Source organism: Acidovorax sp. Root275 (genome assembly GCF_001428965.1).
In the GTDB taxonomy this organism is placed as follows: domain Bacteria; phylum Pseudomonadota; class Gammaproteobacteria; order Burkholderiales; family Burkholderiaceae_C; genus Acidovorax; species Acidovorax radicis.
This window is the reverse complement of record NZ_LMJH01000001.1, coordinates 414,492-429,898: the sequence shown is the minus strand read 5'-3', so window position 1 is coordinate 429,898 and position 15,407 is coordinate 414,492. Positions and strand designations below refer to the sequence as shown.

General features: G+C 69.8%; 12 protein-coding genes. All 12 read right to left on the bottom strand.

Features of this window, described 5'->3' with window-relative positions; all coding sequences use genetic code 11:
* Positions 1 to 4: 4 nt before the first annotated feature.
* A complete protein-coding gene (gene cbiB, locus ASE52_RS01980) occupies positions 5 to 1,006 on the bottom strand; it encodes an adenosylcobinamide-phosphate synthase CbiB (RefSeq protein WP_198928050.1) in 1,002 nt (333 codons plus the stop codon).
* The gene (locus ASE52_RS01975; protein ID WP_057223365.1) at positions 994 to 2,541 is read right to left on the bottom strand and encodes a PepSY domain-containing protein; all 1,548 of its coding nucleotides are present in this window, start codon (positions 2,539 to 2,541) and stop codon (positions 994 to 996) included. The genes cbiB and ASE52_RS01975 overlap by 13 nt, the downstream gene beginning before the upstream one ends.
* Positions 2,542 to 2,569: 28 nt before the next feature.
* Entirely contained in the window at positions 2,570 to 4,687 is a 2,118-nt protein-coding gene (locus ASE52_RS01970) for a TonB-dependent siderophore receptor (protein WP_057223363.1), read from the bottom strand.
* Between the two features lie 71 nt (positions 4,688 to 4,758).
* On the bottom strand, positions 4,759 to 5,328 hold the full coding sequence (cobO, locus tag ASE52_RS01965) for a cob(I)yrinic acid a,c-diamide adenosyltransferase (protein ID WP_057223360.1): 570 nt from the start codon (positions 5,326 to 5,328) through the stop codon (positions 4,759 to 4,761).
* Positions 5,329 to 5,356: 28 nt separating this feature from the next.
* Positions 5,357 to 9,580: a cobaltochelatase subunit CobN gene (gene cobN / locus ASE52_RS01960; protein WP_057223356.1), complete on the bottom strand. Its 4,224-nt coding sequence runs from the start codon at positions 9,578 to 9,580 to the stop codon at positions 5,357 to 5,359.
* Positions 9,577 to 9,963, bottom strand: a complete 387-nt coding sequence (locus tag ASE52_RS01955; RefSeq protein ID WP_057223354.1) for a DUF2149 domain-containing protein — start codon at positions 9,961 to 9,963, stop codon at positions 9,577 to 9,579. Before ASE52_RS01955 ends, cobN begins: the two co-directional genes overlap by 4 nt.
* Positions 9,960 to 10,427, bottom strand: a complete 468-nt coding sequence (locus ASE52_RS01950) for a hypothetical protein (protein WP_008906167.1) — start codon at positions 10,425 to 10,427, stop codon at positions 9,960 to 9,962. Before ASE52_RS01950 ends, ASE52_RS01955 begins: the two co-directional genes overlap by 4 nt.
* Positions 10,424 to 11,242, bottom strand: coding sequence for an ABC transporter ATP-binding protein (locus tag ASE52_RS01945; RefSeq protein ID WP_057223351.1), 819 nt, complete (start codon positions 11,240 to 11,242; stop codon positions 10,424 to 10,426). The genes ASE52_RS01950 and ASE52_RS01945 overlap by 4 nt, the downstream gene beginning before the upstream one ends.
* On the bottom strand, positions 11,239 to 12,264 hold the full coding sequence (locus ASE52_RS01940) for an iron ABC transporter permease (protein ID WP_057223347.1): 1,026 nt from the start codon (positions 12,262 to 12,264) through the stop codon (positions 11,239 to 11,241). Before ASE52_RS01940 ends, ASE52_RS01945 begins: the two co-directional genes overlap by 4 nt.
* Before the next feature lie 215 nt (positions 12,265 to 12,479).
* Positions 12,480 to 13,382, bottom strand: a complete 903-nt coding sequence (locus tag ASE52_RS01935; protein WP_057223344.1) for a helical backbone metal receptor — start codon at positions 13,380 to 13,382, stop codon at positions 12,480 to 12,482.
* Positions 13,383 to 13,386: 4 nt separating this feature from the next.
* Entirely contained in the window at positions 13,387 to 13,980 is a 594-nt protein-coding gene (locus tag ASE52_RS01930) for a bifunctional adenosylcobinamide kinase/adenosylcobinamide-phosphate guanylyltransferase (RefSeq protein WP_057223341.1), read from the bottom strand.
* Positions 13,977 to 15,335 (bottom strand): cobyrinate a,c-diamide synthase, encoded by a 1,359-nt coding sequence (locus tag ASE52_RS01925; protein WP_057223338.1) that lies wholly within the window; start codon positions 15,333 to 15,335, stop codon positions 13,977 to 13,979. The genes ASE52_RS01930 and ASE52_RS01925 overlap by 4 nt, the downstream gene beginning before the upstream one ends.
* Between the last annotated feature and the right edge of the window lie 72 nt (positions 15,336 to 15,407).

Here is a 15,407-nt window from a genome sequence, read left to right as displayed (position 1 = left end):
GATGTCATGCGTGCACCCATGCAAAAGCCACCAGCACCAGGAGCTGGATGGCCACCACCACCGGCACCATGGCCAGAACCACCTGGGTGCCCAGGCGCGCCGCACGCCGCGTATCGAGCGGCCCGGCCCGGCGGCCGTTGCTGTGCAGCGTGTACACACCGGGCTTGGCCAGGCGCACGCCCAACGCCAGTGCCATGGCCGCCATGGGCCAGCCGCTGTTGGGGGATGGCGTCTTGCGCGCCTGTCGCGCCAGTGCTGAAAACGGCAGGCCCTGTGCCACCACCGCCAACAGCAAGGCCGTGATGCGCGCGGGCACCCATGACAACACATCGTCCGCCCGCGCAGCCCACTTGCCCGCCCATTGCCAATAGCGCCCACCGCGCATGCCGGGGTAGCCCCACATGGCATCGGCCGTGTTGGCAAACCGGTACAGCGCGGCGCCCGGAAGACCCAGCAGCGCAAACCAGAACAGCGGCGCCACCACCGAATCGTTGAGGTTCTCGGCCAGCGACTCGATGGCCGACTCGCGCACCTGCACGGCGGTGAGGGCACTCACATCACGGCTCACCAAGCGGGCCAGCTGCGCGCGCCCGGCGGGCAGCGACTGGCCCAGTGCCACCTCCACCGCCAGCACCTCGTCGTGCAACATGCGCCAGGCCAGCAGCGGCTTGAGGAGCAACGCCAGCAATGCCACTGCCAGGAACTCGTGGAACATCAGCACCAGATGCTGCGCCACCCACGAAACTACCAAAACAATAGCTGCCAGCGCACACCAGATAAGCGCTGAGCGCCAAAAAAGCTTGATATCACGGGCCACAGGCGCCGTGGGCGCCAGCCGGTCACCCCACCACTGCAGCGCCTTGCCCATCCACACCACGGGGTGCCAGGCCACGGGCGGCTCGCCCAGCCACCAATCCACCGCCAGCGCCAGCAACGGGCACCACAAGAGCACGTGGAACAGGGCCGCACCCGTACCGGGGAAAAGCACGGCCCTCAGGCTGTCCATGCGCCCTCCGCCGTCCGCACGGTGGCCGCTGACGACCGTGCAGCCCGCCGCTGACGCGGCACCAGCACACGCCAGGCCACCACACAGGAGGTGATACACAGCGCCACCCCCAGCAGCGACAGCCCCACGATCAGCCCGGTACGCAGTGCCGGGCGCGCCAGCAGCGGCGCGAAGTCGAGACTGTGCAGTCCGTTGTAGAGCAACCGCTGCCAGGGCGTGGAGGCGTCGGCACGCATCACGATGCGGGCGGAGGCAGCGTCGGCGTACACGGTCACGTCGTCCTCAGCCCAGTGGGCACGCCAGACGGGCAGCGGCCGGTGGAAGGAAGTGGATGCGTCATGGTGGCGCGCATAGTACAGGCCGTCGTACTGGGTGACTTGTTCAATGCTCGGCGCTGGCATTCCCGGACGCAGGCCCTGCAGCGCAGTCAGCACCGTCGCATCGGGCACGGCCTGCGCCACGGTGGCCTCGGGCCCGTCGGCACGCACCAGGCGTTGCACCACGCCCTCCCCGTGGCCGCGCACCCGGTACCAGGCCTGGCCGGCAATGCGCAAGGTGTCCACCTCCAGCGGCACCACCCCCTCGACCGCCGTCAGCGCCACGGCCTCGGCCGGGCCGCGCACCATGCGCGGAGCCTCCCCCGCCCATTGCGTGCGGGCCTGTGGATCGACCGCGCGGCCGGTGAACACGCCAAAGGGGTTCATCGACATCAGCCCCGAGAACATCCAGGTGAGCGTGAACACCGCTGCCACCAGGCCCAGGATGTGGTGCCAGCGCATCCAGAACTTGCGGTAGGGAATCCAGCGCCGCCGGTTCAGGAACAGCTGCCAGATACCCAGCGCAATGCCCGTGGCGGCCAGCAGTACACCGGGGATCGAGAGCCACACCACCACGTGGTGCCAGGCCTTGGGGAACTGCCGCAGCACCGTGGGGTAGATCCAGTGCGGCACGGCGCCCAGCCAGTTCCAGAAGCGTTCGGCACGCCGCGTGTCACGCACCACCTCGGCGGCGCCGGGCGACACATACAGCTCCAGCCCGTCGTCGCCGTCGAGCAACACCTTGACCAGGGGACGGTGCACATCCAGGCCCTGGGGCACCGTCCACTGATCCCGCTCCACCCATTCGGAGCCCATGGCGCGGCGCCCGCTGAAGGCCTCGGCCACGGTGGCGGCCTGCGCATCGCTGAGTGGTGGCACCACGGCCCCGGTGCGGGCATCCACCGTGTACCAGCGCGGGGCCGCGCCCGCCTCTGATGCCGCCAGCATGCGCCACACAGGCGCATCGGTCAGCATGCCCAGCCGCGCCTCGCCGCCACCGGTCGGGCGCAAGCCCGCGCGCTGAGCGGCATCGGGCGCGGCCAGACAGCAATCGGCAGGCAGCTGCAGCGGCGGCAAGGCCGCCAGCCGCTCGGCCTGCGTCAGGCTGGGGAACGGCACGAAGTACAGCACCACCCCGCTCACAAACCACATGAGGAAGAACAGCGCCAGCACAACACCCAGCCACTTGTGCACAAAGATGACGAGCCCCTTCACCATGCGCCGTTCCTCGCTCGATTCACCAAGATCAGAACGTGGCGCGCGCGGTCAGCTGCACGGTGCGCGGCGCGCCCAGCAGCCAGCGCGCGTTGGCCGTGCCGGCCAGTGCGTAGTCCCGGTCGGCCAGGTTCTTCACGGCCAGGCCGAGCTTGAGGTTGCGCGAATAGTCGTAGGCCAGCGAAGCATCCAGCACCACATACGACGGCAGCTGAGCGGTGTTGGCGGTGTTGCCCTGGCGCTCTCCCACATAGCGTGCGCCAAAACCAGCCTGCCATTGGGGCAGGAAACGGTAGGCCGTCCAGACACTGGCCGTGCGCTGGGGCACGCCCGTGGGCGTGTTGCCATCGCGCGAGACCACGCTGCCCGAGACCAGTTCCTTGAAATCGTCGTAGCGCGCCCGCAGGAAAGCCGCGTTGGCGTCGATGGTCCAGCCACGCACGGGCTCGGCCGCAAAGGCCAGCTCAATGCCGGTGGAAGACTGCTTGCCGGTCTGCTGCGTGACGTTGGGGTTGCTGGCATCGCGCGAGAGCAGGTTGCGCTTTTCGATCTGGTACAGAGCCACCGTCCACTCGCCGCGCAGTGCAGGCACCGCGCCCTTGGCGCCCACTTCCACCTGGCGGCCCCGGGTCAGATCGAGGGTGTTGCCGCCGCCGGGCAGCGACAGCGCACCGCTGAGCGGATCGGTGCCAGTGCCGAACTGGCCGTAGAGCGACAGCGCATCGCTGGGCGACCACACGGCGCCCAGGCGGCCGGTGACGGGTGAATACTTCTTGACCAGGTTTACGCCGGTGCGCAGGTCGGTGTTGTCCAGCTCCATGCGGTCGCTGCGCAGGCCCGCCACCAGCTTCCACTCCGGCGTGAGGTCGAGGGCGTTCTCCGCGAACAGGGCCGTGGCCTGCAGCCTGGAGCGCCGGCCGGGGATGGTGGGCACAGGGCTGACAAAGCCCCCGGGCGTGAAGTTGAACGGGTCCACCGTGCTTGCGCCGCCATAGGGCGAGTTGTTGGTGTGCACCAGTTCTGTGCGGTACCAGTCCAGGCCCACGATGAAGCGGTTCTTCATACCGCCCAGGTGGCCGTCGAACGTGGCGTCGAAGCGGTTGCCGGTCTGCGTCTGGTCGTGCAGGATCTCCAAGTAATCGCTGCGGTTCACGGCCGTGCCGGCGGCGTTGAAGCTGTAGGCCTCGGCATTGCGCCAGTGGCGGTCAGTGGTCAGGTGGTAGGTCTCGTTGCGCAGGTGCACGCCCGCTGCGGCTTGGTAGTCGACCTTGGCGCGCAGGATGCGGTCGTCGTACTTGACCACCGAGTCGGCCACGTTGAAGTTGGTGCGGGGCAGGCGGTCGTCCAGCACCCCATTGCGCAACGGCGTGCCAAAGTAGCGCGCGTCGTCGTTCACGCCACCGTCGAGCGACAGGGTGATGTTCAGATCGCGGCTGGCGCGCACGGCCAGGGCCAGGGCGTAGTTGTGGCGCTGCGTGTCCATCAGCGCACGGTAGCCGTCGCTCTTTTCCGCATCGAGGTAGACCGAGTACGCCAGCACGTCGTTGATGGGGCCGCGCAGGCCCACGCCGCCCTGCACCGTGCCGAAGGAGCCCACGCTCAAAAACGCCTCGCGCTGCGGGGCGCCGAAGATCGGGCGTTTGGTCACGTAGTTCACGGCCGCGCCAATGGCGCCGTCGCCATAGAGCACCGAGGCCGGGCCGCGCAGCACCTCGACCGACTCCATGGGCCAGGTCGAGAACGGATAGGTGATGGTGCCCGAAGCGACGATGAGGCGCGTGCCATCGACCATCTGCGCCACCGAGTTGTGGCCCGCGAAGCCGCGTGCCACCAGGCTGGTGCCACCGTTGCCGGGGGCCGGCGCCTCGGTGACGCCAGGCATGCGCACGGCCACGTCCTGCGCGCGGGTCAGGCTGCGCTCTGCGATGTCGCCCGCACCCAGGCTGCTGACGCTGGCCGGTGTCTCCCGCGCGGTGAGGCCCAGGCGCGAGCCCGTGGCGCTGGGCGCATCAAGCGAGAGCGTGCTGCCGGGCGCGGACAACGTGTCCGTGACCTGGACGGCCGGCAACTCGGCGGTGGCCTGGGCCATGGCGGTCTGCATGGTGCAGGCGAGCACGGCCAGCGACAGGGGGGTGAGGTGTTTGCGCATGAAGAGGACGAACGAAAGAAAAACAGGGGCGGAAGGACGGGCCCCCAAAGCAGCTGCGGGAATTACAGGTTTCAGTCCTCGATGCCGCGCTGCGCGGGAATGCCCGCCTTGAACGCGTGCTTGACCATCTGCATCTCGGTCACCGTGTCGGCCAGCTCGATGATCTCGGGCGGGCAGCGGCGGCCGGTGAGGCACACATGCACCTCCTTGGGCCGGTCGCGCAGCGTCTGCAGCACGCCTTCGAGCGGCAGCCAGCCGTAGATCAGCGGATAGGTGATCTCGTCGAGCACCACCAGAAAATGTTCGCCCGACAGGATGGCGGCGCGCGCCTTCTCCCAGCCGTCGCGCGCCAGCTGGGCCGAGTGCTCCAGGTCCTTGCTCTTCCAGCTGAAGCCGTCGCCCAGGCCCTCGATGGGCAGGCCGAGTTGCTCGAACATGCGGTGCTCGCCAAAACGCGCCGTGGGCACCTTCATGAACTGGTAAATCTTGACAGCCTTGCCCCGGCCGTGGGCACGCAGCGCCAGCCCAAAGGCCGCTGTGCTCTTGCCCTTGCCGTCGCCGGTGTTGACGATGACGATGCCGCGGCGTTCGCCCTCGGGCTTTTCGTAGCGCTTCTCGGTGGGTGGGGTTTCGATCTGCATGGTGTGGGTGCTTTCAAGAAGGGTCGGTTCACGCGCGGGCCAGGCCGGGCGCAGCGGAGATTGAGAACGGACGACGCGCCTGCCACGCAGCGCCCGCCAGCACCACCAGGCCCATCACTAGCAGGGCCACGATGCCGGCCATGCGCTCCACGGGGCTGGGCTCTTGGGCGGTGTCAAGGGCTTCGCGCTCGGGCTGGCGCTCCAGCAGCACGCCCATGGCGGGCACAGTGGGTGCGGCGGGCGGTGCCTCCGCTTGGGCGGGCGGTGCAGGCAGATCGGCAGCAGGCGGTGCGGGCTGCAGCGCCGGGGCCGCTGGCAACTGCGGCGTGGCCACGGCCATGCCGGTAGACGCAGGGGCGGTGCTCTGCGCGGCCTGCTCCACCCAGCGGCGCACGCTGGGCAGCTCGGCCGCCAGCGGCGCGGCGCGCGTGAGCTCCTGGTACATCTGCGCGAGCTGTTTTTGCGTGTCGGCATCGGCCTGCCAATAGCCCTGGCGCTGCGCCTGCACCAGGCGCTCCAGCGACTGGGCATAGGCCTGCGGATGCTCTTTGAGCCACTCGGGCAGGCCCAGCTGGTGCTTGTCGCGCACCAGCACGTCGTAGAAGCTCTGCCAATGGTCGCTGCGCACCGTGTCGGGCGCCACGGCCTGCCAGCCCCAGGCGAACTGCACGGCCTTGAGCACCTGCAGCGTGCCCGAATAACCCTCGGCCTTCTGCGCCTTGAGCCAGCCCGGGTGCAGGTAGCGCGACTGCATCTCCAGCGCAATGGCGCGCTGTGCAGTTTCGGTGGTGGGCTCGCTTACATCCTGCAGCTGGGCCACATGCAGCTCCAGCCCGTGCGGCCGGCCAGCCACACGGGCTGCGGCAGACAGGCCACCCAGGTACTGGAACGGGTCGTCCGAGCTGACCATGGCGTACAGGTTCGAGCTGCGCGACAGGATGGCTGCGTCGGTGCGGCGCAGGTGCGCTCCCAGCGCCTTCGCCGCTGTGCCGCCCGCAACCCCCGTCACCGGCTCGCCATCCAGATAAGGCTGGCTCATCCGCTCGAGGAACATCTGGCCCAGGCGCGCATCGTTGGTTTGCAGGCCGTCGCTTTGCACCGCGTCGGACAGGCCGGTGCCGTAGTCGCCCACCGCATTGCCGAACGAGCGCACGCGCGCCAGTTGCTCGGCCTGTGCGCGGGGCACGCCTTGCTTGCGCAGCTCCTGGCCGATCTGGTCGGTGTTGCGCGCAATCACGTTGCCGGGCTCGGCCGTGGCGGCCTGGGCCACCGCGCGGTCGAGCAGCGCCATCAGCGCGGGGAACTGGTCGCGGTAGGAGCCGGTGATGCTCATGAGCACATCGACGCGTGGGCGCTTGAGCTCATCGGCGGCAATGGTCTCCACGCGCACCGGGCGGCCCGAGTCGTCCCACACCGGGCGCATGCCCAGCGCCACCAGGGCCTGGGCTTCCATGATCCCCTGGTGGCGCAGTGTTTCACCCGCCCACAGCGACAGCGCCATGCGCTGCGGCGCCTGGCCGCCATGGCGCGCCTGGTAGTCCTTGAACCAGTCGTTGAACAGCGTCTGCGCTACGGCATAAGCCTGGCGCGTGGGCAGACGGCTCGGGTCCAGCCCCGTGAGGTTGCGGCCCGTGGGCAGGCTCTCGGGGTTGCGGATCGGGTCGCCACCGTAGGCAGCGGTGAGGAACCGGCCCTCCAGCCCCGCCAGCAGGCCGGGCATCTCGCCTTCAGTGGCCAGCAGGCGCTCCAGCTCCTGCGCGCGCCGGGCCAGTTGCAGCAGCGCGGGCGTGTCGATGGGCTTGCGCGCTGCGCGGTTGGGCACATGGTCTGCGGCGCGCACCACGTCGGAGGCACCCGCTGCACCCGGCGTTGCAGCCTGCGCTGGCAGCACGGGGCGCAGGTCCAACACGCTGGCAGCCTGCGCGTCGGTCAGCGCCACTTCCAGCCAGCGCGCGGGGCGCGCTGCCAGCACCGCATCGTGCTTGATGAGAAAAGCCTCATCGATGTCCTCGCCCAGCGCCTCGATCAGCGGCTTGCGCAGCGCCTGCAGGATGGTCTCGCGCAGCTGCTCGGGCGCGGGCACGCGGCCGAACACGGCCAGGCCCTTGGGCTGCGAGCTTTGCGCGAGCTGGTCCAGGTAGGGGTGCAGGATTTCAAGAAAGCCGCTGAAATCGGCCGCGATGCGCTCGGCGCTCCAGCCCAGGTCGCGGTGCAACTGGTGCTCCACAAACTGCGCCACCAGCTGCTTTTCGAGCGCGCGGCGCGTGGGGCCTTCGTCCACCGTTTCCCACTCGTGCATCACCTCGTGCATGTGGGCCATGCGCGCCTCGAAGCCTGCCGGGGCGAACACGGGCGTGCGGTGGCTCACCAGCACGGCGCGGCCCCGGCGCTTGGCCGTGAGGGCCTCGCCCAGGTTGTCCACGATGTAGGGATAGACCACGGGCAGGTCGCCCAGGGGCAGCAGCGCGTCGTCGTGCACATCCAGCGCGCGCGCCTTGCCACCGGCCCATTCCTGCGTGCCGTGGGTGCCGAAGTGGATGAGCGCATCGGCCTCCAGCTGCGCCCACAGGTACACGGCCAGGTAGTGGTGCGACAGCGGCGCCTTGGACTTGTGCATGAACGGGTTCTGGCCCAGACGCAGGGTTTCTTCGCGCGGGGGCTGGGGCAATACCGAGAGCTTGCCCACCTGCAGACGCGGGATGGCGAACACTTTTTCGCCCTGCCATTCGACCACGTAGCGACTCTTTTCGGGCGCGCCCCAGTGCGCGTTCATGCGCTCGCGCACGGCCTTCGGCAGCGTGGCCAGGTGCTGCTCATAACGCGCCAGCGGCAGCGCGGCGGCTTGGCCGTTTTGCAGCAGCGCGCGCACATCGGCGCCGGGATAGTAGGCGGCCAGCAGCGGTTTGAGCCCATCGATCCAGCCCTGCTCGGGCACGCGCTCGGTACGGTAACCCGCCTGGGCCAGGCCGCCAGAGACCTGCTCCAGGCTGCGCGGCACGTTGAGGAACGAGGCACCGAAGTTGGTGCCGCCCGGCGGGTAGTTGTAGACCATGGCCACCAGGCGCTTGTCGGCGGCGGGTTTGGTCTGCAGCGCGATCAGGCGCCGCGCCTTGGCCGCCACGGCCTGGGCCTGGCGTTCGATGAGACGGAAGTCCCGGCCCTCGGCGCCGTGGGCGGCGACCAGGACCGGATCGATGGCACCCGCCGCCTCAGGCTGCGCCAGATAGAACGGCACATCAGACAGCGACAGGCCCGTGTCGTTGGCCTCCCACGCAGCGGCATCGCCCGCGCGGTAAGGCTGCGTGCCCAGCAGGGGTGCGCCCCAGCGGGCCAGCAGCGGCTGCAGCGCGGCGGCCTGTGGCACGAGCTGGTGCAGCACCAGGGCCGAGGCATGCAGGCGGCCGGGTCCGGTGCCGCTTCCGGGGGGCAGCTCCAGCACCTCGGACAGGGTCTGCGCCGTGACCTGCTGGCCAAAGGCCGCATAGGCGAACAGGCCTTGCTGGCGGAAGGTGCGCAGCCAGGCGTCGAGCCACTCCGTGCTGCCGTCGATGAAGTGGTGGCGGTGCACCAGCACGGCCACGGCGGGCAGGCTGCGCAGCGCGGGCTCGCCCTGGCGCCAGGCCTCCAGCGCTGCGGCGTTGGGCAGCAGGCGGGGCGCGTCGGGGTGGTAGATGCCCCGGGTGGGCAGGATGTCGGGCGCGGGCAAGGCGGGCATGGCAGCACCCGCCACGGTGGCACGCGCCAGGGCGATGGCGCTCTTCAGATTGCGCGGGCCGCCAGCCTGCAGGTAGGCCGCCATGCGGGCAGAAGCATCAAGCGCCGCCAGATCGGGCACCGGCGTGCCCGCAGGCACCCAGACCACGCGGCCGGGTGAACGTGTGGCACGGGCATCGAGCTGCGCCCCCGCCATGCGGCGCAGGCGAGCCTCCACGCTGGCATGCGGCGCATCCACCCACACCAGCGCAGCGCCCGCCAGCGCGCGCTCCAGCTTCTGGGCCTGTGCTGTGTCGAGCACCGCCGGCCCCGCGAGCGGGTAGTCGATGTGCGCAAAGCCCAGGCCCGCCTCGGTGGCCAGGCGCTGCACCATGGCCGTGCGTGTGGCCGTGGTGATGTCGGAGGTGAGCCACAGCAGCACGGGCGCTGTCTTATCGGCGTTGCCCGCTGCCTGGGTCTTCTCAGCCTGGACGGCATGCACCAGCGGCGCAGCCAGCAGCAGGCACCACAGTGCAGCACGCAGGATCAGCGCCTTCATGGCTTGGCGGGTACCGGCTTGGCGGCGCCACCCGCGCCACCGGCCGAAGCGCCGGCAGGGGCAGCGCCCGTTTCTGGGATGTAGACGATGTTGCCGTCTTCGAGCTTGTAGGCCACGCCCGCACGCACGCCCTGCCCTTGCGCTACGCTGCCAGCGCCCTTGAAGCGCACTTCCTTGCCCTGCTCGCGCACGACCACTTCCATGTCGGGCTGGCCTGCATTGCGGATGATGGTGACGCTTTCATTGGCGCTGGTCTGGGTCTGCACCGCCACGGCCGTGAGCAGCGCCACCACCAGCACCAGAAACACGTCCACCAGATTGACTGCGGACAGCATCGGGTCGTCGTCGTCCTCGGCCAGCACATTCAGGTGCTTCAAGGTCATTGCGCCACCCCGCGCTCCTTGCGCACCACCAGCAGTTCGGCCAGCAGCCAGCGGCGGCGCACCGAGTACACCACCAGACCCACCGATGCGGCGGCCAGCGCCAGCACCACGCCCGCAAAGGCGCCGCTGAACACCGCCAGCGCCTGCTGGCCGTTGCCCGCCGCCACGCTCTGCAGCGCGGGGCCGAGGGGAATCATCGTGGCGATCAGCCCCAGCATGGGCGACAGGCGGCTGAGCAGGCGCACGGGCTCCACCTGGCGCACCAGTTGCAGCTCCAGTTCTTCCATCGACAAGCCAGGCGCCACACGCAGCGAGCGGTACTGCGGCTGGCGCCAGCGCTGCCAGGCCTCCATGAGCGTGGCGCCGCCCGACCACAGCGCGTAGACAAACGCCAGCCCCACCAGCACCAGCACCGGCCACAGCAACGACTGCGCGACCTGCGAAAAACCCGATTCGATGTTCATGCTTGCACTTCCTTCATTCCTTGGTGGTTGTTCTTGCGTTGCAGGGAGGGCAGCGCCATCCACATGCCATCCAGATGCCGCACGTGGATGCGGTGGTCAAACACGCTTTCCAGCGCGGCGTGGGTATCGGGCGCATCGCAGGCACCCTGGTGCAGCACGCGGCCCTGTGCCATCACCACCATGTCGTCGGCCTGCAGCGCCAGCGACACCTCGTGCAGCACGCTGACCACCGTGCCGCCCGCATCGACCAGCGCGCGCATGGTGTGCAGCCAGTCGGTCTGGTGGGGCGGGTCGAGGTTGGCCAGGGGCTCGTCCATCAGGAGCACCTGCGCCTGCACCGCGAGAGCCCGGGCCAGCAGCACGCGCTGGCGCTCGCCGCCCGACAGCTGCGACAGCGGGCGGTGGCGCCAGTCCCAGGCCTGCGTGGTGCGCAGCGCCTGCTCGACGGCCGCGTGGTCGGGCGCGCCGGGCGGGGCCAGCCAGGCCTGGTGCGGCAGGCGGCCCAGCATGGCCACGTCGTAGCTTGTGAGGTCGTCGGCCGAGCCTTCGTTCTGGCCCAGCCAGGCGAGCTGGCGGGCCCGTTCGCGCGCCGGGATCTGCGCCAGCGGGCGGTCCAGCAGCAACACTTCGCCCTGCACCGCAGCGCGCGGCAACAGGCCGGCCAGCACCTTGAGCAGGGTGGACTTTCCCGCGCCGTTGGGGCCGACGATGCTGGTCCAGCGCCCGGCGGGCAGTTGCAGGTCAATGCCCTGCAATATCGAGCGATTCCCGATGCTGGCGCTTATTCCATTTGCACTGATAGCTATTGATTTCATAGCGCACCTCCTTGCGCCGTGCGCCGGTGCATGAGCCACAGCAGGTAGGTTCCGCCCAGCGCCGCCGTGAGCACGCCCACGGGCAGCTCCTGCGGCGCCAGTAGCCAGCGCGCCAGGATGTCGGCCGCCAGTAGCAGCACCGCGCCCATCAGGCTCGCGAGCACGATGTGCCGCTCGTGCGTTACGCGCACGATGGAGCGCACCAGGTGCGGCGCGGCCAGCCCCACAAACGCGATGAGCCCCGTTTGCGCCACCGCCGTGCCCGTGGCCAGCGCCATGGCGGCCACCAGACCGGCGCGCATGGGCATGAGCGGCAGGCCCAGGCTGGCCGCCGTGGCCTCGCCCAGCGTGAGGCCATCGAGCGCGCGTGCCAGCATCCACGCGACCACCGAGCACAGCCCCCAGGCCACGGCCATGAGCACACAAGCCATCCAGCCCACAAAGGCGGTGCTGCCGAGCGTGAACGCCTGCATGGCCTGCAGGATGTCGGGCGAGGCCAGCTCCACCAGGTCGCGCAGCGCGCCCAGCACCACGCCCACAATCACGCCCGCCAGCAGCAGGCGCAGCGTGTGCTGCACGCCTTTGGCCAACAGCAGCGTGAGCACCACCGCCCCCGCCGCGCCCAAGAAAGCCATGCCCGTGATGCCGATGCGCGCCAGCCACTGCGCCGCCACCGGCGACACCCCGAACAGCGCCATGGCGACAGCCCCGCCCAGCGCTGCGCCCGAGGCGCTGCCCAGCAGGTACGGGTCGGCCAGCGGGTTGCGAAACAGCCCCTGCGCCACCGCGCCTGACAGGCCCAGCAGCGCACCCGCCAGCCACGCACCCAGCGTGCGCGGCAGGCGGATGTCCCATACGATCTGCCAGGCCACGGGGTCGCCGTGCATGCGCAGCACGCTGTCAAAACCCGTGCTGCCTACGCTGGCGCCACACACGGCCAGGATCACACTCGCAAGCAGTAGCCAGGCGGCACACCATGCCGCGCGGCGGCTTTGCCCGACGTAATTGGTGGATGAATTCACTTGCCGCTATTTCCAACGTTGGCAGCGGCTGCGACAGGCACGGCCGAGGCCAGGGCACCCGGGGAACTGGCTTTGCCAGGCCACTGGGTGCGTCCCCCTCCCGCAGGGAGAGGGGCTGAGGGCCGCGGCTCCAAGCCTGCCCGCGCAGGCTTGGACGGCCCGAAGAGCTGCCGTCTGCGGCGGCTGCACGGAGGCGCCATGCGACTCAGGTTGCTTCATGGAGCTTTCTCCACGAGGCATTTCGCCATGATCCGCGCCGCTTCGGCCATGCGCGGCCCGGGGCGCACCACCACGTCGGAATCGCCAGGGCCGAACACGCACAGCCGGTTGTCGCGGATGGCGCGCATGCTGGCCCAGCCGGGGTACGGCACCATGGCCTGCATGCTGCGGTTGCCGATCATGATGATGTCGGGGTTGGCGCGCACCACGAACTCGGGGTTCAGGCGCGGAAACGGCCCGAGCGACGCCGGCACCACGTTGCGCACCCCCAGCCGGGTGAGCGATTCGCCGATGAACGACGCCTCGCCCGCCGCGTAAGGCCCACGGCTCACCTCGAAGTACACGCGCGCATTCTTGGCCCTGGGCGGCAGGGACTGTGCCGCCGCCAGCACGCCCGCATCGATCACGCGCCACAGGCGGTCAGAACCCTGCGCACGGGGCACGCCCAGCAGGTCGCTCACGGTGCCCAGCACGCGGCGCACATCGGCATGGGTCTTGGGCTCCAGTTGCACCACCGTGAGGCCCAGCGCCTCCAGCCGGTCGCTGGCGCGCGAGCTGACGGACATGAGCACCAGGTCCGGCTTGAGCGCCACGATGGCCTCGATGCTCGGGTCGATACCACCGCCCACCTTGGGCAGCTTGCCGACCACGTTCTCGGGCCAGTTGGAATAGCGGTCCACCCCCACCAGCCGGTGGCATTGCTCCAGCTCGCACACGCTTTCGGTCAACGAGGGCAGCAGGCTCACGATGCGCTCGGGCGGACGGGGCAACGCGATCTTGCGGCCCTTGTCGTCGGTGATCTGCACAGGCTGCGCCCGCGCCAGTCCGGCCATGAGCAGGCCCAGCACGATCACTATCGCGATCACCCAGAGGATGCGGCGCACAGGGGTTGGTTTCATAGTTTCATTTCAAGGTCAATGGCAGCCCAGCGGCCATCAGCGTCACGCGCGGGCACGCCTGGGCCACCTGCTGGTTCAGCGTACCCAGCGCATCCACAAAGGCGCGCACCTCACGCCCCATCGGGATGACCCCCAGGCCAATTTCGTTGCCCACCAGAACAACGGGGCCGGGGGCTTTCCGAACCGCTATCAAAAACATAGCTGCTTGCGCTTGCCAATCAAGCGCTAGAGCCTGTTTTTGTTCAAAATTCATGCTTTCCACGCCCATGGGCATGGTCCAGTGGGTGAGCCACAGCGTGAGGCAGTCCACCACCAGCAGGGTCTGCGGCGTGCTGAGCCGCGTGAGGGCTGCGGCCACGTCGTGCGGCTCTTCCACCGTCTGCAGGCCGGGCACCCGTTCGGCTCGGTCACGCTGGTGGCGGGCGATGCGTTCGCGCATCTCGTCGTCCCAGGCTTGCCCGGTGGCGATGAGCACGGCGCGGTAGTCGCTGGATTGCGCCAGCCAGTCGCGCGCCAGCAGCTCGGCGCGGCGCGACTTGCCGCTTTTCTGGCCGCCCAGAATGAGCTCGGTGGTGATGGAGTGCGGGGCGAGAGTCATGCCGAGACGCCTCCCAACAGACGCGCCACCGCCTCGGGGCTGGACGGGAACCACGCATGGAAATAGCTGGCGTGGAGGCGGCCCTGCTGGTACAGCGCCTCGCCCGCATCCGGCGCAACCGCGTCATGGGGGCGGGCCGTGCGGGCCACCACAGGCGCATTGCTGTCGCTGGTCGAATAGTGGAAGGTGTGGCCGCGCAGGGTGTGACCTGCCACCGCCAGTTGCTGCGGCCCGAGCGCCGCCAGGCGTTTTTGCATGGTCACGCGGCCGGGCAGCAGCCCCCACAGCGGGGCCGTGCTGCCGTCGGCCAGCGTGATGGATTCAAACAGCGCCATCATGCCGCCGCACTCGGCCCACAGGGGTTTGCCTGCGGCCCCATGGGCGCGCAGGCTGGCTTGCATGCCGGTGTTGGCGGCGATCTGTGCGGTGTGCAGCTCGGGGTAGCCGCCGGGCAGCCACACGGCATCGCAGTCGGGCAGCGCCGCGTCGTGCAGGGGCGAAAAGAACTCCACGCGTGCACCCATTTGCGTGAGGCACTCCACATTGGCGGCATAGATGAAGCAGAACGCCGCATCGCGCCCCACGGCCACGGTGCGGCCTGCCAACAGCGGCGGCACGGCGGCTCCCACTGAGGGAGCCGGAAACTCCACGGCCCAGCGCTGCAGGTCCTCCAGCGTCATCTGGCCCAGGGGCGTCGCCGCCAGGGCATCGGCGGCGGCGTCCAGCCGCTGCAGACTGTCGGGCAGCTCATGCGCCGCGACCAGACCCAGGTGGCGTTCGGGCAGCAGCGCCGAACCGGCCTTGCCCGAAGCGGGCGCGGTGCCGGACTGCACCCGCATCAGTGCCCCCATCCAGTCGTCGGCGTCGTGCAAGCCCCCTTGCAGCATGTCGGCGTGGCGCGTGCTGCCCACGCGGTTGGCCAGCACGCCGGCCCAGGGCAGGCCCGAGCGATAGTGGCGCAGGCCAAAAGCCAGCGCGCCAAACGTGCCTGCCATGGCCGAGGCATCGACCACCGCCAGCACGGGCACACCAAAGTGCCGGGCCAGGTCGGCCGCGCTGGGGGTGCCGTCAAACAGCCCCATCACCCCTTCGATCAGGACCAGGTCCGACTCGCGCGCCGCGTCATGCAGACGCTGCGCGCAGTCCGCCTCGCCATTCATCCAGAGGTCGAGCTGGTGCACCGGCGCCCCGCTGGCCAGCTGGTGCCAGTGCGGGTCCAGAAAATCCGGCCCACACTTGAACACCCGCACCCGCCGCCCCTGGCGCGCATGCAGGCGCGCCAGGGCGGCGGTGACGGTGGTCTTGCCCTGCCCGGAGGCCGGGGCTGCAATCAGCAGCGCAGGGCACCTGGTCATTTCAGCAACCCTGTGGGACACATGCCCGGCATGCCTATGAAACTGGCACGCGCGAAGCCAGTGCCACCGTGG